The sequence below is a fragment of the Chryseolinea soli genome (assembly GCF_003589925.1).
Lineage (GTDB): Bacteria > Bacteroidota > Bacteroidia > Cytophagales > Cyclobacteriaceae > Chryseolinea > Chryseolinea soli.
Window position 1 is genome coordinate 5,849,298 of record NZ_CP032382.1, and the last position, 18,075, is coordinate 5,867,372.

Annotated in this window: 16 protein-coding genes; 9 read left to right on the plus strand and 7 right to left on the minus strand. The window is 47.5% G+C overall.

Going from position 1 to position 18,075, the window contains the following annotated elements:
* Nucleotides 1-47 precede the first annotated feature (47 nt).
* Nucleotides 48-1,634 (minus strand): Ig-like domain-containing protein, encoded by a 1,587-nt coding sequence (locus D4L85_RS24595; RefSeq protein ID WP_119756803.1) that lies wholly within the window; start codon nt 1,632-1,634, stop codon nt 48-50.
* Nucleotides 1,635-1,979: 345 nt separating this feature from the next.
* On the opposite strand from D4L85_RS24595, the gene D4L85_RS24600 reads away from it, so the two are divergent.
* Together D4L85_RS24600 and D4L85_RS24605 are read left to right on the plus strand one after the other, a co-directional pair.
* Nucleotides 1,980-2,894 carry an ABC transporter ATP-binding protein gene (locus tag D4L85_RS24600; RefSeq protein ID WP_119756804.1) on the plus strand — a complete coding sequence of 305 codons (915 nt, stop codon included), beginning with the start codon at nt 1,980-1,982 and terminating at the stop codon, nt 2,892-2,894.
* Nucleotides 2,891-3,667 carry an ABC transporter permease gene (locus tag D4L85_RS24605; protein ID WP_119756805.1) on the plus strand — a complete coding sequence of 259 codons (777 nt, stop codon included), beginning with the start codon at nt 2,891-2,893 and terminating at the stop codon, nt 3,665-3,667. Before D4L85_RS24600 ends, D4L85_RS24605 begins: the two co-directional genes overlap by 4 nt.
* A 102-nt stretch (nt 3,668-3,769) precedes the next feature.
* Here the strand turns inward: D4L85_RS24605 and D4L85_RS24610 are convergent, their stop codons facing one another.
* Nucleotides 3,770-4,807 (minus strand): sterol desaturase family protein, encoded by a 1,038-nt coding sequence (locus tag D4L85_RS24610; protein WP_119758929.1) that lies wholly within the window; start codon nt 4,805-4,807, stop codon nt 3,770-3,772.
* Nucleotides 4,808-4,997: 190 nt separating this feature from the next.
* On the opposite strand from D4L85_RS24610, the gene greB reads away from it, so the two are divergent.
* From greB to D4L85_RS24625, 3 genes are all read left to right on the plus strand, one after another.
* Nucleotides 4,998-5,471 carry a transcription elongation factor GreB gene (gene greB / locus D4L85_RS24615; RefSeq protein WP_119756806.1) on the plus strand — a complete coding sequence of 158 codons (474 nt, stop codon included), beginning with the start codon at nt 4,998-5,000 and terminating at the stop codon, nt 5,469-5,471.
* A gap of 268 nt (nt 5,472-5,739) precedes the next feature.
* Nucleotides 5,740-6,804, plus strand: a complete 1,065-nt coding sequence (locus tag D4L85_RS24620; protein ID WP_160143977.1) for an FG-GAP repeat domain-containing protein — start codon at nt 5,740-5,742, stop codon at nt 6,802-6,804.
* A 116-nt stretch (nt 6,805-6,920) separates the two neighbouring features.
* Nucleotides 6,921-7,481, plus strand: a complete 561-nt coding sequence (locus tag D4L85_RS24625; RefSeq protein WP_119756808.1) for a DapH/DapD/GlmU-related protein — start codon at nt 6,921-6,923, stop codon at nt 7,479-7,481.
* A 55-nt stretch (nt 7,482-7,536) separates the two neighbouring features.
* Here D4L85_RS24625 and D4L85_RS24630 read toward each other — a convergent pair whose 3' ends face one another.
* Nucleotides 7,537-8,328: an HAD family hydrolase gene (locus D4L85_RS24630; RefSeq protein ID WP_119756809.1), complete on the minus strand. Its 792-nt coding sequence runs from the start codon at nt 8,326-8,328 to the stop codon at nt 7,537-7,539.
* A 305-nt stretch (nt 8,329-8,633) separates the two neighbouring features.
* Here D4L85_RS24630 and D4L85_RS24635 point away from each other — a divergent pair, with 305 nt between their 5' ends.
* Nucleotides 8,634-10,532 (plus strand): polysaccharide lyase domain-containing protein, encoded by a 1,899-nt coding sequence (locus D4L85_RS24635; protein ID WP_160143978.1) that lies wholly within the window; start codon nt 8,634-8,636, stop codon nt 10,530-10,532.
* 58 nt (nt 10,533-10,590) lie between these two features.
* On the opposite strand, the gene D4L85_RS24640 is transcribed toward D4L85_RS24635, so the two are convergent.
* On the minus strand, nt 10,591-11,763 hold the full coding sequence (locus tag D4L85_RS24640; RefSeq protein ID WP_119756811.1) for an ankyrin repeat domain-containing protein: 1,173 nt from the start codon (nt 11,761-11,763) through the stop codon (nt 10,591-10,593).
* Nucleotides 11,764-12,030: 267 nt separating this feature from the next.
* Here D4L85_RS24640 and D4L85_RS24645 point away from each other — a divergent pair, with 267 nt between their 5' ends.
* A complete protein-coding gene (locus tag D4L85_RS24645; protein WP_119756812.1) occupies nt 12,031-13,053 on the plus strand; it encodes an LLM class flavin-dependent oxidoreductase in 1,023 nt (340 codons plus the stop codon).
* Between the two features lie 122 nt (nt 13,054-13,175).
* Here the strand turns inward: D4L85_RS24645 and D4L85_RS24650 are convergent, their stop codons facing one another.
* The 3 genes from D4L85_RS24650 to D4L85_RS24660 all read right to left on the minus strand — a co-directional run bounded on the left by D4L85_RS24650 (nt 13,176) and on the right by D4L85_RS24660 (nt 14,630).
* Nucleotides 13,176-13,604 carry an EthD family reductase gene (locus D4L85_RS24650; protein WP_119756813.1) on the minus strand — a complete coding sequence of 143 codons (429 nt, stop codon included), beginning with the start codon at nt 13,602-13,604 and terminating at the stop codon, nt 13,176-13,178.
* 315 nt (nt 13,605-13,919) lie between these two features.
* The gene (locus tag D4L85_RS24655; RefSeq protein ID WP_119756814.1) at nt 13,920-14,147 is read right to left on the minus strand and encodes a helix-turn-helix domain-containing protein; all 228 of its coding nucleotides are present in this window, start codon (nt 14,145-14,147) and stop codon (nt 13,920-13,922) included.
* Between the two features lie 3 nt (nt 14,148-14,150).
* Nucleotides 14,151-14,630: a DUF2975 domain-containing protein gene (locus D4L85_RS24660; protein ID WP_119756815.1), complete on the minus strand. Its 480-nt coding sequence runs from the start codon at nt 14,628-14,630 to the stop codon at nt 14,151-14,153.
* A gap of 461 nt (nt 14,631-15,091) precedes the next feature.
* Here D4L85_RS24660 and D4L85_RS24665 point away from each other — a divergent pair, with 461 nt between their 5' ends.
* Together D4L85_RS24665 and D4L85_RS24670 are read left to right on the plus strand one after the other, a co-directional pair.
* Nucleotides 15,092-16,891 carry a hypothetical protein gene (locus D4L85_RS24665; protein ID WP_160143979.1) on the plus strand — a complete coding sequence of 600 codons (1,800 nt, stop codon included), beginning with the start codon at nt 15,092-15,094 and terminating at the stop codon, nt 16,889-16,891.
* A complete protein-coding gene (locus tag D4L85_RS24670; RefSeq protein WP_119756817.1) occupies nt 16,891-17,592 on the plus strand; it encodes a hypothetical protein in 702 nt (233 codons plus the stop codon). Before D4L85_RS24665 ends, D4L85_RS24670 begins: the two co-directional genes overlap by 1 nt.
* Nucleotides 17,593-18,075 lie beyond the last annotated feature (483 nt).

Sequence of the window (18,075 nt, forward strand, 5' to 3'; positions counted from 1 at the left end):
GCCCATCTTCAATCGCGTAGGAAGCGTGGGGCTATCAGCACACGAAGCTATTTTCTAAGGGCAGTGCTCAACGAATGCTTTTTGTTCGACTTCTTCGACCGGCCGTTGGCAGGAAGATTCCAATAGGTAATTTCCGTAAAATTCTTGCCATCGTCATACAACTCGTCGAGGCTGTAGGACGAGGTGCTGATAAACGATTTCAAGGCGTTATAATTATCGACGCCATCATACTTATAAACTTGATAGGATTCGGGTGAACCAAAAGCGGGGATATCGAAAGCCTTCAACGGATCGGGTAGTTTTAAGGCCGGCACCACTTTATTGCTTCCTTCCGGAAGGATCAAATACCACTCCGAATCTGCCGATTCAAAAAATGTCGAGATAAAAACAAAATCACCGGCAGCGCTATACGTGAGCTTTTCATTGGCAAAACCAAACGAAACGGTGTTGGTGATCTCGGTAACGGAGAAAATATTGGTATGGCTTCCGCTGTAATAGCTGAGATCATCACCGCCCATTTCTATGATAGAATAGTAAGCTGCAAAGGCCGTTCCCGGATAGTAAATATCAAAGGACTCGACGCCGCTGTTGCTACCGCCATTGGAAAAGGTTCCCAACGCATAGGGGTGGGTGTAGTCATTAAGTGTCGGATAGGCCTTCACGTAGACAGAAGCGTACGATGCCCCTTCCGGCAGCGTAGCGGTCAGTTTCGACAACGGCTGGTTGACCTGGTTTAGATTAAGTGTATTATTGCCAACCACCACATTGGGGAAGAGCGCATATCCAAGGGGCGTGCCACTGTCTTGGGTGCGACGTGTAACGTACAACTTACTCGGCGTCGTCCCCAGGTGGATCGATCCGGTGGTGCGGGAGTCGTCCAGCTCCGTCTGCTCCCGCGCATTGGAATAGATATCATAAATGGAGTTGGTTACCGCGTTTGTCAAGGTAAGGCTCGCCTCCCCGACATTCGTATCGTCATCGGTGTCTCTATCATCCAAAACTTTCCAGGCTTGTCCTCTTCCAATTTCGGCGTACGTCCACAGTCTTACCTCGTTTTGTCCGCTGTAATTCTTCATCAGTACTTCGGTGAGAAAGAACTTCGTTCCCATAAAGGTCGGCGATTTCAATACAATATCATTGCTGTTGGTGTATTCCGTAGAGGCAATGAGATTGCCATTTTCATCGGAAAGGAAAACAAAACCGCGCTCATTGCTGTCCAATTGATTGGCTGCGATATCAACGGTCAGCAGGGTATTCTTCACCGTTACGGTAACTTCCTTCTCAGTTTTGTTTCCCTGCCCATCGGTAACAATTACTTTAACAGTGTGCACGCCGTCGCTGGCCTGGCTGGCATCCCAGGTCGCGTCTGTAAAAGGCGACTGGGTCAGCTTGGCGATCGAAACGCCGTCCACGAGATATTCTACGGAAGCAATTCCCATATCGTCCGACACCGTCAGCGAAATGGGAACATTATTCCACACCTCCATCGCCGCCGTAATGTTTGAAAATGTGATTTGAGAGTCTACGTTCTGTGGTACAACTTCATCATCCTTACTACAGGATTGAATCCAAAGAATTGAACTGATGAGCATGCATTTGCCAAGAAACGATAATGTTTTGTGGTTTTTTTTCATGTATAACGTACAATAAAGTTTACCTCAAAATTAAGACCTCTGCAAGGCTAAAAAGTGCAGGATGGCACCTACACCTTACGTTGTAATTTTAGTTTCGCTTTTTTCATACTTTAACCTCGATTTTATCTAGCGCTGGCGTTGAATGGCATAGCGCAGCCGTTACAAAAAAATCTAATCCGGAAACATTAAAAATCGCAACAGGCTGGGAATCAGTTGATACAGAAACCGGGCGAACAAATATATCCCACTTACGGGGATTCACCGCCGGGCCCGAAGATTGGTCATATCCGGGTTTATTTTTGCTTTTTGTCCGTAACAATCCGGTAATTCATACGTCACGGATACATGGAAGAACCATGGATCATTGAGACACGCAGACTGAGCTACACCTTCGCCAAGGCGTCAGAACAAACATTATTTGACATCAACCTACAAGTACCGCGCGGTAGTGTGTATTGTTTCGTCGGGCCGAATGGCGCGGGTAAGACCACGACACTGCGGTTATTGCTTGGTTTGCTCCGCAGCCAGGCAGGAAGCATCCGGATTTTTGGCAGAGACTTCTTTGCCGATCGAAGAAAGATACTCTCGCAGATCGGGTCCTTTATCGAACAGCCTTCGTTGTATGAGCATCTTACCGGACGGCAGAACCTTGAAGTATACCGGCTGACCTATGGTCGGGAGCGTTCGCGCATCGAAGAGGTGCTGAAGATCACAGATATTCTCGATGCCGGCAACAAGTTGGTGCGGGCGTATTCGCTGGGCATGAAGCAACGGTTATCGATCGCGCTTGCACTGCTGAACGATCCGGAGGTATTGATCCTGGACGAGCCTACAAACGGTCTTGATCCACAGGGTATTGTTGACATGCGCGTCCTGATCCAGGAGCTGAGCGGAACCTATGGAAAAACGATCCTGCTGTCAAGCCACTTGCTGAGCGAAGTCGAAAAAGTGGCTACGCATTTCGGAGTATTAAGGGGTGGCAAGCTTCAGTTTCAGGGTACAAAAAGCGAATTGATGATCCGGCGGTCCCAGAACACGGTGTTGCGTCTGGAAACAGCAGATGTACAGAAGGCGATGTCCGCATTGCAAGAGCGTTTTGAGACAATATGCCTGGATGAGACATTCGTTCTTGTGAAGCATATCGCCAGGGAACAAGTCCCTGAGTTGACCAGACATCTCGTCGCGTCTGGTGTAGGCATTTACAACATCGGCCTCGTTCACGAAAATTTCGAAGAAACCTTCTTTCATCTCACCACATGAAACAGAGCTTTATCGCCAACACCCGCAGCGAAATTATTAAATGTGGAAATTCGGCTGCACTCTGGCTTACCCTGGGAGGGGCGGCATTCATCCCCGTGATCAACATCATTAAGACCCTTGCCAAACCGGACTACTTTCTGCCGAAATTTCAGCAGGATCCCTGGGGTACATGGCTCGACCATAACTGGCAGATCGCTGCAGGCTTTTTCCTGACGATGTATATCATTTGTGTGACGAGCCTGGTTGTCCAGATCGAGTATCGGAACCACGGATGGAAGCAGTTATTTGCATCACCACGCAGTTTTGCGGACATCTATTTCTCCAAGGTGCTGACCATCCTGCTGATCATCGCGAAATGTTTCGTACTGTTCAACATCTTCGTTGTCTTATCCGGATATGTTACAGGACTCCTCAATTCAGGATATGAATTTTTAAATCGCGACATCCCTTGGGGCAGCTTAGTAGGGATGACGGCTAAGATGTTCACCTCAATTTTGTCCATGACCGCGATACAATATGTGCTGAGCCTCAGGTTTAAAAACTTTATCATCCCAATGGGCATAGGGCTTGCGCTGTTCACGACAGGGTTCATGATCCGCCAGTGGGAGTTGATCGACTATTACCCTTATATGCACCCTTTCCTGGTGTACTTCAAGAATCCCGGACTGCCCAGCGGATCAGGTGATAAAGCTTTGATGCATTCTGTTGTTGGATGTTTTCTGGTGCTGGCCATCGGTTACCTTGATATGCTGACCTGGAAGGAGCGGGGGTAAATTATAAGCAGTTGGCAGATGAGATGAATGGGACGTTGAGCAGGGTCAAGCAAGGGAAAGGGTGCATTACGCGCCGTATGAAGCTCAACGTAAAACACTGGCCTATGCGCTTTTGCGCCGGTCGCCGTCAGGCGGTGAATCCATCGACGGCTTTCCCGCATGCGTCTTCAAATATTGCTGCCGGAGGTCTTTCGCCAGCATATGATTGCCCGTGTGATTCCAACCCGGTGGCATGATCAGGTATAGGAATTTATTCTTTATCCCGGGAGCCCGGGCGACGTCTTTCGCCAGATAGTAAAATTCGCCAAAGTATACATCGAAAAAATTCCCCGCATTGATACTCCGCGTGATACCATACTGGATCGCGATGTGATCCTGTTCGGGCTGATAGGTCTTGAAGACCCGGTCCCAGATGTTCAGCAGGTTGCAGAAGTTGGTGTCCATGTACAGCGGGTTGCGTGCGTGGTGTACGCGGTGGTGGGAGGGGGTGAGGATGAATTTACCCAGGAAACCAAAACGCGCGTTCTTCATGAAGTTCTCACCGACATGAATAAATCCACCCCATGTGCCGTCAACGAACATGATGGCAAACAGCATGACCGGGGGGACGCCCGCCAGGATACAAATGGAGGTCCGGATAAAGTCGGCGTACGGGCCTTCCAGGAAAAAGTGAGCATACGTAACCGACAGGTTCATTTGTTCCGGGGCGTGGTGGGACGAATGCAGGCACCAGAACAACCTCACCTTATGGGCAAGAAAGTGATAGATGAAGTGTGCAAACTCCCAGACGATGTAACCATAGATGAACCAGTACCAGGTAAGGGAAACCGGCAGCAACGCATAGGGCGAGAACAAACCGATACAAAAGGCGACGACACCAAACGAAATAAACTTCCCAATAATGCGGTTGAATATGTAAATAAAGAATGGGATCTTATACTCTGCCCGGTTGAAATTCTTATGGGCAAAGGCCAGCAAGATCTCAATGATCACGATGAACGGAATGAGCGGCGAAAGAGCGGTTTGAATTCCCTTCCAGGTGCGCAGCGAATGGTAGTCGCCGGAGCGAATGATCTCGACGAGTCCGTCTATGGAAAAGAAGCCGGTGAGCTCGTTCCGTAGTGTTTCCAGTATTTCCAATGCAGGCGTGGTTTTGGTAAAACCAAACTTAAGGATTTTCAAGGGAATAGAAAAGGACAATTACCTTCTCCGCCCAAGCGACGATGATCGAAACAACACAAAGCATTGTTCCGATAATTCACGGCTAGCTTGTATTTGATGGGTTTTATTTAGATGTTTCGATTTGTTAGTGCTCTGTGATGACGTAACCATGAAAACGCCCTTAATTACTCCAGAAGGTTTAGAAAAACTAAAAGCAGAGTTGGATCATTTGTGGCGCGTTGAACGGCCCGACACCACGCAAAAGGTATCCTGGGCCGCAAGCCTTGGAGATCGTTCTGAAAATGCGGATTATCATTACAACAAAAAGCGCCTGCGCGAAATTGACCGGCGCGTGCTCTATCTACGCAAATGTATCGACGATTTGAAGGTCGTGAACTATTCACCGTTCCAGGAAGGCAAGGTCATGTTTGGTGCTTGGGTAGAAGTTGAAAATGACCGAGGCGGAAAGAAACGCTTCCGTATAGTCGGCTATGATGAGATCTTTGATACCAAAGATTACATCTCCATAGACTCACCGATGGCACACGCGCTGATGAAAAAAGAAGTGGGCGATGAAGTCGTAGTGAAAACCGGTGCGGGCGAGTTTGTCTGGCGTATTACAAAAATTGAGTACCAGAAATAAATGTTTGGTGATGAGTGACGGAATAGACCTGGATAATCGATTTAAAGAACCAGCCTTCAAGAAAGATTGGGGACAGACTTATGAGACTATTGACTAACCTCAAATTACAATCCATAGAATGTTTAGAAATCGGTTTTTAACAGGGTTGGGTGGCTGCCTGTTCTGTGCGGCGCCATTGGCCATACACGCACAACAAAATGAAACGGCCTGGTTCAAAGATGTCACAGCAACGCAAGTACCCCTTGACGGTAAAGAGCATGCGCTGAATGTGGTTTTCCTGGATGTGGATGGTGATCGTGACCTGGATGCGATCCTGGCGCTGGAATCGGAACCCAACCGCTTATACCTCAACGATGGTAAAGGAAAATTTACCTGGAAAAAAGGTGCTTTTGCAGAGGAGAAACACGATTCAGAACATGTGCGGATAGCCGATTTCAACAACGATCGTATAGCCGACATTATTTTTGTAGCAGAAGACGACCAGACACACGAGTATTACCTCGGCAAAGGCGACGGTACTTTCATTGACGTAAGCGACCGCCTCCCGGCCAAAAGCGAAGCGAATGGCCTGGACGTGGGGGATGTGAACGGCGATGGACTCCCCGATATTGTTGTAGGCAATTCCGGTTCCAAAGCACAGGATTTTTTATGGATCAACAACCTGGAAAAACCTGGGTACTTTATTGATCACACCACCGACGGTCTACCCGCCAGCGAAGATCAAACCCAGGCCGTAAAACTGGCTGATTTAAATGGTGATGGTACGCTGGATTTGGTAGTTGGCAATGAGGTGCCCCCGAATCGTCTGTTTTTTAACGACGGCAAGGGAAAGTTTACAGAGCACCCGGAAAAACTTGAACTGCTGGTGCCGTTGCATACCCGCGATGTGCTGGTGTTTGATGCGAACCGGGACGGGCATGCGGATATTCTATTTGTTAACCTTACCAACAACGGTGGCCAATGGGATAAGGATCCTACAGCCCGTTTGCTGATCAATGACGGCAAGGGAAATTTTAAGGATGAAACAGCCAAAAGAATTCCAGCACAGAAATTATCCAGCTATTCGGGTGCGATTGTAGATTTTAACCACGACGGTTACGCGGATATTATTCTAAGTGCAATTAAAACACCACCCTTTGAAGCTGCCCAGGTACAGGCCTTGCAGAATGATGGCAAGGGCGTATTTACCAATGTAACCAGTAAGGTAATCCCAGGCACAACGGTATCGCGTGGCTGGGGCATTGCTGTGGGAGATGTGAACGGTGATGGTGTACTGGATTTGATGATTGGCGGCTGGGGAGCGCAGGTGCGTTTGCTGCTTGGAAAAAAATAAGTTAGAGCAGGTCGATCTGAAAGCTACTTTGCGTCTTCGCTTAGGCAAGGGATTTTCCGGTCACACCTTTCATGAAGACCCACCGAAGTTTAACATAAACCAAAACATGATAAGCGATGTCGAACAACCCAGATATTTTTGAGAGAATGCTTGCCGGGGGCATCATCCGGAATGATGAAATGGGCGACGCTTGGGAAGTTGTTTTTCGCGCGCAGAAATTGTCACCAGCACTTAACGCTTCCACAACCATTGACGAAATGCGCGCCAGGTTGAGTGAGCTCATCAACACCCCAATCGACCAGAGTACAACGGTCTTTGTACCGTTCTACACAAACTTTGGAAAACATATCAAGCTTGGCAAAGGGATTTTTATCAATCATGCCTGCACATTTCTCGATCTCGGTGGAATAACCATTGAAGATGATGTGCTGATCGGACCGAAAGTTAATCTGATCACCGAGAATCATCCGGTTGATCCTTCGAAAAGAAAATACCTTGATTTGAAGTCAATCTTGATCAAACGAAATGCGTGGATAGGGGCGGGTGCGACAATACTGCCTGGCGTTACTGTTGGAGAAAACGCTATCGTTGCGGCCGGAGCGGTAGTAAATAAAGATGTCCCTGATAACAGCATCGTCGGAGGAATCCCCGCCAAATTCATGAAGGCCATTGAATAAGGATCGCTAGTCTCTATATCAAGTAGAGGACAAAAGGGCTCTAAAATTCATTGGCCTACAGTTGTTCCAGTATACTCAGCACACCACGATCGTCGTTGCTGCGGGTCATAAACTTCGCGGCGTGCTTCACTTCGGGGTGGGCATTTTCCATAGCAAAGCTAAAGTGTGCTTCGCCCATCATTTCAACATCGTTGAGGTAGTCGCCGAATACCATGGTGTGTTCACGGGCGACCCCAAATTTTTTCTGCACGATATCGAGCGCCCTTCCCTTGTGAGCCAGCTTATGTGAAAGGTCGATCCATACGTTGCCAGACACTTTTACCTGCAGGTCATCCTGATATTCTAAAAAGTGAGAATAGCTATTTTGCTCGGCGCCGGATAAATCGCAGATGGCGATCTTGAGAAATTCATCATCATCGACGTCTGCGATGTTGTCTACGATGGCGTATGCGTCATAATACATGGACAGACGCGCAACAAAGGCGGGATCGTCGTTGTCGATGTAGGCGCTCTCCTTACCGCAAAGGATCGTCAGTAGGTTCGGAAGTGCTTTTATGCGCTTCAGGATCTCGCGGGTAAGATCCCGATCCATTTGCTGGAGGTGAAGTTCTTTGCCCTGATGCATCACATAACTGCCATTCTCGGCGATGAAAATGATGTCGTCCTGGATGCCCGGAAAACAGTTATAAAGATTCTGGTATTGCCTTCCGCTGGCGGCAGAGAATAAAATATCCTTCGAACGCATTCGATTGAATACCGTAAAGAAATCGGGACTTAATTCGTGTTTGGTGTTGAGAAGGGTGCCATCCATATCGGAGGCTACAAGTCTTACTGATGAAAAATCCATACGTACGTTTCCCGGTGAAAAGAATCGGGGACAAAAATAGCGTAATCCATCACATTGGGACGTGATTTGTCTTTTTATAATTTAATGGTGCTCTTCCGATGTTGCTGGAAAGCATCTGGGATCTTCGGCGATCGTGTTCCTGCAAGAATAAACCCTCGCGTAATTTCTATAGGCCCGTTTCCCGCTTTCTGTTATCTTACGTTATGCACGTGTTCATAACCCTTGTTTCAAAGCGACCTGATGGTCTACACCGGCGATTTCGGAGATTTGCCGTTTGTGTGATGAGACACACCAAAAATATCCTTTTGATTTTTGCCGTAGGTATCACGGGCGTTGCCACAGGGCAAGGGCTCGACAAATCGCTCGTCAGGAATCAAACCAAGACCGCGGAGTTCATCATTGAGCCGCCCACCTTGTTGTGTGCAGGTTTTGAGTGGGTCATCTCCGGCGATGAGAACCGGAACGCCACCGTGTCAGTTTCCTATCGCAAAAAAGATACGGGTGAGTGGCGGAACGGACTACCCTTGTTGCGTGTGGGCGGAGAAAAGATCTATGGCCATGATCAGCCGTGGGTCTATACTACACCCAACCTGTTTGCCGGAAGTCTTTTCAATCTTGAGCCGGGAACGGTATACGAATGCCGTTTCCAGTTGTCTGATCCGGATGGCATCGAAGGGCAGTCCACGCAAACCGTATTCGTTCAGACCAAAACAGAACCCAAGCCCTATGCACTGGGGCAAGTCTATCACGTCTATCCCCCGGGTTATAAGGGAACAAAACAAAGTCCTGCGTTTACAGGGTTGAACGAAGCCTATTACGGTATCGGCAATACCGGCGACTGGTGGAATGTTCCTGAGCCACGTGTACAGCCAGGCGATGTGATCCTGGTGCATGCCGGCCTTTACAAAGCACACCGGCTCAAGTACGCCGACTCCCTGGCGCTCGATTTCGACGGCGCCTATGTGCTCACACAAAAAGGCACCGCCGAAAAACCGATTGCCATTAAAGCTGCCGGCGACGGAGAAGTTATTTTCGACGGGGATGGTTCCTACCGCCTCTTCGACGTGATGGCCGCCGATTACCATTACTTCGAAGGGCTCACCATCCGGAATACAGATGTCGCATTCTACGGGGGATTGAAAAGAGTGATGGGCTGTAGCGGATTGACCGTTAAGCATTGCAAAATGGAAGACATCGGCATTGCCGTAATGACCTATAACGCCGACTCCCGGGATTTTTATATTGCCGATAACATCATGGTCGGCCGGCATGAGCGGGATACGCTCATCGGGTGGTATGGATTCGAGAAGCCGGCGCCGTTAACATCGTATTTTGCCATCAAGGTATATGGACAGGGGCACGTGGTCTGCCACAACTCCATTGCTTACTTTCACGATGGGATCTGCGTCGATACCCATGGCCTGCCCGAGGGCGCAAAGAAATGTGTTTCCATCGATTTTTATCGCAACGATATCTTCAACGTCGCCGACGACTTCATCGAGGCCGATGGAGGCTCTCATAACATCCGCGTATTCGAGAACCGCGGGTTCAATGCCTATCATTCAGCATTAAGCGCACAACCTGTTTTCGGCGGGCCGGTCTACTTCATCCGTAACATCTGCTATAACATACCGGGCAACGCGTTAAAATATATGGTCCGGCCTTCCGGTATCTATACCTATCAAAACACATTTGTTGCAGAAGCCACGATCAGCGCTTTCTCCAACGGACATTTCCGGAACAACTTGTTCATCGGCCCGGATGATGTGAGGCCTTCGCTGAGCGGCACCACGTTCACCAACTACACCACATTGGATTATGATGGCTACCGCAAGAAACCCGAAAACCAAACCAACTACCGCTGGCGGTACCCGCTGCACGATTCACTGAACCACGCCGATGAAAAAGAGCTTGGGTGGGTAGAATTTAAAACACTCCGCGAATTCACGAAGAAGACCGGATACGAAGTACACGGAGTAGAACTCGAAAAAGTGATCTTCGAGAATGTTCCGCTGCCCGATCCGCGACGAAAGGGACATGTGTACCCGGTGGCAGGTTACGACTTCAGACTAAAACCCGCTTCCAAGGCGGTCGATGCCGGATGCCTGCTGCCGACGATCACCGATGGATATACGGGCAAAGCACCGGATCTAGGTGCGCTTGAATCCGGAGTGGTTGCGCCACAGTACGGACCGAGAAAATAAAGAGCGACCGCTAACTTTAATAGGTTTTACCATGAAATTGGATTTCTTTCGGATGCTGTTACCGCAGGCAACGGTTTAGAAAATCGAGTATTTCTACACGGTTTTCATCAGCGAGATTGCGAGCCATTGAATATGCGTTATATCCATGGACGTTTGCTATATTGGGGTCAGCTCCTTTGTCTATCAAAGCTTTTATTGCTTTTTTTTCGCGGCTTATCATGTCGTCACGTTCTGCCGAACTTCCCGGCTTATAAGCGATACTTCTGTTCCCGCAATCATACAGTCGCGCCAGTTGTTGCGCTTTTATATTCAAAATAGTATCCCCGCCAGCATCCCGCTGGTTAATATCTCCACCAGCCTGCAGAATCAGTTCTAGGGCAACCGAATTGTTATTGTACTTTACACATTGGTGTAGGGCCCAGCGGATATGCGCTCCCTTTTCAAGGAGGAACGCCACGATCTCGTTATTGTTAAACCAACAGGCTGCTTCGAGAAAAGTCTTATTCTGGCTTTCCCACTTCCCATTGATATCAATCTCTCCTTTTACGACCAGTTCCTTAAATAATTCATTATGGTTACCGGAGATGAGACTGTGCTCAAAGGTTTCATTGGCGGATTGATGAGAAGGCTTGAGGGTATTGTATTTTGGATGGGCACTATATTTTTTTGGCACCGCCTTTTCTTGCTTGGGTTTGGATACTTCGGCATAAGTTCCATTATCTTTGACGGCGTCCCAATAGCCGTTTCCGTCAATACCTCCGAAGGCAACTACGCGGTCGTTATGCATTAAAAAGCTCAGACCGTGGTCATCGTCCCAATGGCATCCGCCCGTGATTTCATAGTAAGAAGTACCGTTCTTGCTAACGATCTTCACATCAATGGTACCGAGGTCGATCAACTGCCGGATGCGCTCTGCCGTGAGATTGGCATAGGCGGGGTCCCGCTGCAATCCGTAGATCTCAATGATCTCAGGTAACTCCTGAAGTGTTCTGTTAATGATGACATCCCGTATTTTTTCCTGATTTTGAAAGATATAACCTATGGCTTCAAACTGTTCAGGATAAGGATCTGGATTGTCTGTCAAATCGTCTTCAATTCTTAAGGTCATTTTCCCATCGCTGAGTATATCCGAATCTCCTGAACGATACCGCCCATTTATGATTTGAAAACCCGCAAAAGCAATGAGTTCTATTTCGTATTCCCAATCGCCATTAAAATGGATAGCGTCCATGTGTATTATTTTTGATGCAGTATATTCCTTTGCCTGTTTCTTTGCAAGTCATTGAACCGGGATATAGCAGGAGGGAACGCCAGCTCCACCGTTGGTACGGCTACGGACGTTCAGCCCTTTCCAGCCCAAATTTATAACCACATTTCTCAGTTCCGTTTCTGTGGCCCCAGCATTAAACAGCGCACCCACTGTATTGATGGGGACACCCACTTTATGCCCGTAATTTTTATCTTTGCGGGGCTATTTTAAGCCTAAGAAAGAAAGTTTATGAAGAAAATAGGATTTTTATCGTTCGGACATTGGGCGAATCGCCAGGGCTATCAAGCCCGTACCGCGAGCGACACATTGCTTCAGTCAATTGATCTGGCGGTTGCTGCCGAAGAACTGGGGTTGGATGGCGCCTATTTCCGGGTGCATCATTTCGCGGCCCAGCTGGGATCTCCATTTCCTTTATTGTCCGCTATCGGTGCCAAAACAAACAAGATAGAGATTGGAACCGGCGTGATCGATATGCGTTATGAGAATCCGCTGTATATGGTAGAAGATGCCGGATCGGCTGATCTCATTTCCAGGGGTAGGTTGCAACTGGGGATCAGCAGAGGTTCGCCGGAACAGGTGATCGATGGATGGCGGTATTTTGGTTATGAACCCAAAGCCGGAGAAACCGATGCGGACATGGGCCGGCGTAAAGCATTAGAATTTTTGGATAAGTTAAGAGGTGTGGGATTCGCCCAACCCAACCCATACCCGATGTTCCCGAATCCGCCGGGTTTGTTACGCGTAGAACCTCATTCGGCGGGATTGCGCGACCGGATCTGGTGGGGTGCGGCCTCGAATGCTACGGCGGTCTGGGCAGCCGAAAACGGAATGCACCTGCAAAGTTCCACCCTGAAATTTGATGAAAGCGGCAAACCTTTCCATGTGCAACAAGCAGAGCAGATCAGGTTGTACAAAGAAGCCTGGAAAAAAGCAGGGCACCAGCGCGAGCCAAGGATTTCGGTAAGCAGATCTATTTTTGCATTGGTCTCGGATCAAGACCGGTATTTCTTTGGACAGGACACCAAAAGCACCGATCAAATCGGTTTTATTGAAAGCGACAAACGCGCTATTTTCGGAAGAAGCTATGCGGCGGAACCGGATCAACTCATCAAGGAATTGGCTGGAGACGAAGCGATCAAGGAAGCAGACACACTGCTTTTGACGATACCCAATACGTTAGGGGTGGATTACAATGTTCACGTGCTGTCTTCTATTTTAAAGCACGTAGCTCCTGGATTAGGTTGGCGATAATTTTCAGACGGCTAAATAATGGGGAGGGAGTGTGAGTGCGAAGAAAAAAAAGAGTGAGTATGTTCGCTCTTACGCTCACACTCACTCTGTTTTTTTTTATTGAAAATGGGGGAGTTCCCTCACTATTTCACTACCTCACTCACCAAAATTACGGGAGTCGCATTCGTGTAATTCACGAAGTCAGCTCTGATGGCGTCTCTGTTCGGAGCAATGGCCGCCTGATAGTCGCTTAGGCTTTTCACATAGAAAGTCCCGATAGCCATATACGGCAAGGGTTGGTTAGGAATACCACTGGCAAGTCCTTTTTCAATGGTATATTTTACCAGATTTGAACCTAGAAAGGCCGCGACCATAGGCATGTGCTTCGTTTCATAATACTCCATGTTGAAGGTCTTGCCTTCCTCGAACGGGTACATGACAGAAACTTTAACCAATCCCTTTTCCACGGCAGTCAATTTGGAGTTTTTAGATTTTGAAGATTGCTTTTCTTGACCGAATGACGCAAAACACGTGACCATAAGTAAAGTTGAGAGGATGATGCTTAATTTCATGTTTGATTTTTTAGGTTGATGTAGATCGATTAACAGCTTAGCTCGAAAGCTGATAATTCAAATGTCACCACTCGATCGCTATTTTCAAAACGATAGTTTATGTAGTTTGACACGGCCTGCTTGCCGTTTGTCGGAAAGAAAACGTAAAGTAGTTGCCAACGCCAAAGACTTGTTTAGGCTGCGTGCAACGCGGGGCAATCAATAATCAAATCGACTTGTCAACGCAACCTGCCGGCGCTGTCCCACATGACCAAACTTACTCCGAAGACAATGCCTGTCCGCGTAGGCTTCCGTAGACTGGACTTATACCTTCTGTTAACGGTTCGTTGTTCTTTTTTTGTCATTTACATATTCCAAAATGTCACCCGGTTGGCAATCTAATGCTTTGCAAATGGCGTCTAAGGTGCTAAAACGAATGGCTTTCGCCTTGCCTGTCTTTAAGATAGAGAGGTTGGATAATGTCAAATCTACTCTTTCGGAAAGTTCGTTCAGAGAGATCTTTCGTTTTGCCATCATCACGTCTAAGTTTACAATGATTGGCATGGCTTAAATGGTTAAGTCATTTTCAGATTTCATATCGATCGCATTCTGCAAGATCTTTTCAAAGATGGCTGCAGCCGTGGCCACTACGACAGAAGCAAAAGTCGTCACCATACAAATCGCCAGAAAACCTGCAGGATCATCGTCCTTATGATGGGCTATCCTTATGTATAGACCTGCCAGTACTATTAAAATACTGAATACAATGGCACAATACTTTATACTCTTCAAAGCCCCAACAGAGTCTGGCGAGAACACTTTATTTTGTCCGATGTATCCCAGCAATTTGAACGCCTTATACAGCGCAACGAAGAAAGCGCTTGATGCTGCGTATCCATACAAGATGAACGGGTCAGCGTAAACGCTTAACAAGTCTAAGTTTGCGGCTCTTCCCTCGGTTAAGGGAAGCCCAATCAAAGCGGCAAGCACCACAACGCCGATAAGCACGATGACGGCCTGAAGAAATAGTGTTGGAATTCTTTTCATAACTGATTTTGTGATTTAAGATTCTACTGCAAACATAATAAATAATTATTGATAAACAATAAATATTTATTGTATTTAGAGGATCGGAAAGAAAGTGGCCTTGTTGCTTAGACGAGCAGGGGACTATTACCCGAGGCGCGAGTACAGCTTATTTTGTTAATATTTGATCGGTAAACGCACACCCAATTTTTGCCTTGTCGATTTTTGCATCGACTTGATTTTGAGCGTCTTCCAAAAATCAGTTCCAAACCAAAATATTCTCAATGTTGATAGACAGTGAGTTGTATCGGACCGAGTAGCAAAATAGTACAGTATTCACTACACCAATTTTGTTCCCGAGTAGATCGTCACTGCGTTTGCCTGACTTTCGGTCGGAAAAAAGAAGTATGTTGCGAACTTTTTAGACATGTATCGTTGCCTGTTCCTTCGCCTTTGTGCGCTCGTCATGCCGATGAGTATTTTTGCTCTCCGCATGTGTCTTTGATGCTGATGAAGAGTATTTCAAGGATTTAGCAAAACCGGATCCATCTACAGTAGGGGGGAGTATTACGATTGTAGATCTTGGAAACTACAACCCGGGAGATACCATCGATCTCTTTGGCTCCACGACGTTCAACTTTTCATTGAGCGGAACGCACGGCAAGGTTGAATCTGCGACCCTTTCTCTGGATGGGGAGAAGGTATCCAATGGTACGACCGGCTCCTTTACGATGGAGAAGCGCCAGTTGAGCGACGGCACTTTTGCCCTAACGCTTGAGCTGATCACGGGGTCCGGAACGGGAAGCCTGGCCGAAGCGGTCGGTTCCGAAAAATTCAAGATCACCCTAAAATGGATTGCCAGGGTTGACTTGAGTCCGCCTCTCCAACCCGTGCCTACGCTTGATATTGTAGATGGATTTCTCACCGTACAATGGCCGGCCTACACCAAGCCAAACTTTCAATCTTATTTGATTACGCGAGAGTTGCCGAGTGGAGCGACGCAAAGTTTTGAGATCAAGGACAAACAGACCGTCAGTTGGCGGGACGAGAGTTACGCGGGCGGGCTCGCCGCGCCGGTCACCTATACGGTTTCAGTCGTAAGTGAAATCGGGAAAGTGACTTCGGCACCTATCGATCGGGTAGACCCGATCGACTTTCGTTTTTCTTTTAACACATCGGATTCTACATTCACATACAAGTGGAAGCCGACCAAACTTTACGGAACGTTCAAGGGATATGAATTCGCTCATAGTGGTGGAAAGGATATCACCGTATTGACCGATGTCAACGATTCAACGTTCACCGATAAATTGTCGTCAATCCGTTTTGGCGAAGAGGCCGTTGTGGGGTTTGTCGTCCGGTCAAAAGCGGAAGGCTTCCCGGCTTATTCTACCTGGAGTACTTGCAAACTGGGTAAGCCTTTGCCTTTTGCAGCCGTCGGCAAGATCAGGTTCAATGCCTACTTGAATAGACTTGTTGCTGTTGATGCCGACAATAATCTGGTGGAGTTAAATGAGCAGTTCCAACCTGTAAGGACGATCGCGACATTAAGGAGCACAAGCTGGCGAATGCCCTACCCGGGCAACTACGTCTACAGTACGACCGCTGCGTTTGCGGCTGATAATATTTTCAGATTAAAACTCGAGGATGGTTCGGAAGCATCCTACGAATATGATTATCTCGACTCGTCGCCCTATTCCGTGGCAAGCAATGGACTCATATGCATTGACTACGATCGGCCTCCCATACATTTACCTTCAGGCGATAAGCCACCGCTATATGTAACGAGAGCCGTTGATCCCGCAGGAGGCACGAGCGTATTTGCTGAAAGCAGCACCACAACCAAATTGAGCGCCGTCATTTCCGAAGATGGCAGATATATCTGGGCGAACAACAATCGCGTTTTTAAAATTTCGGGCGGCACGTCACAATTGATTGGATCGTTCAGCGGACCAGGAACGTTTATCGGATTCCGGCAGGATAATAGTGATGAAATGATGTTTCGTGACGGCAACCAGATCAAGTTCTACGACACCAATACGTTCGCTTTGATCCGATCGATCAATCCTCCTGTGTCTACTTTTTCTTGGAACGGTTTGTACGACGTTCGAACAAAAAACATGTTCTGGACACGCAATGCACCCCCATCGAACCCATACACCGTTAACATCGAAACGGGAGTAACCAGGGCCATCCCGGTTGCAGACAACGCCGCGCCCGGCGACTTCTATATGATTGGCGACATATTGATATACAGAGGAAACTATATTCAAGTTAAGTGATGAAACATATTTTTCTCATCGTAGTAATCATTTTTCCGGGCTATGGCTTCGCGCAACTTCACGCATCTTTTTCTACCGGGTTTGCGGGATTCGACATGCAGGATATGAAGGCACATCAATTGGAGCTTAAAGCACAATTTCCGATTGATGTGAAGATCATGGAGTCGTTTCCAGCTTTCTGGTTCTACGAGCTTTCCTTAACCGGGGAGGTAACCGACCGGGTGAGCATCGGTGGCGCCATTGGATTTATGTCGACAGGTGGGCAGATGGATTATCGCGACTATTCAGGGGAAATCAAATGCAAACAACTGACAAGGGCCTGGACAGCCGCAGCCCGGTGCGACGTGTTGTTAAATGCCAACACCCACACGAAGTGGCCCGTATATTTTACCGGCAAGCTCGGGACCGCTATTGGTCGTTATGATCTGGAAATTTTTTCTGAACTCAACAATGAAAGAGACACTGACAATGTTAAATTTCAATCAGCGAACCTTTTCATTGAACCCGGTGTGATGATCGCTAAACGTATCGTTGGTCCACTGAGTGCCAACCTTAGCGCAGGGTTTAATCTTAATGTCATCAAAGGCAAGCAAAAATTAGTTGACAACAACGAACTGTTTCTTCAGGACAATTCCCGAAATAAGGTAAGCCTCGATTGGAGTGGCTATAGACTCGCTGCGGGATTATCAGTTGCTTTTTGAAAAGGTCTTACGGTAGGGCGAGTCGCTCACGATCTTCGGGCGTCTATTTTCCGATACAGAAGTCTCTCAATCCTGATAGACAGCGAGTGAAATACTCCGCTTAAGTATCAATCCGTATACGAACTCCCATCTAAAAAATTCAAGTGAATTCTTGAAAGGCGGCGAGTCTGAACATCGTTGTCTTTTTCAAGATTCGTAAAAATGGAAACGAGGTTTTGGCCAATTTTGAAACGCGTTTAAGGCCACTAAGATGTTGATAGAGAGTTATTTATTACAGAAGGATTAGTAGCCCAAACCTAAGGGCCTTGTAAATGTAGGAAATACATTTATTTTTACACAACCGATTGCGCTGCGCTATTAGTCGATGAATCCATTAGGAAACAACATATCAATAGGTAGGCTTTTCACGCCTCTGCTTATAGTCAAAATGACTATAATATGGCTTGTTGTCCAACGAATACACAACCGTCAGTCGGGACGCAG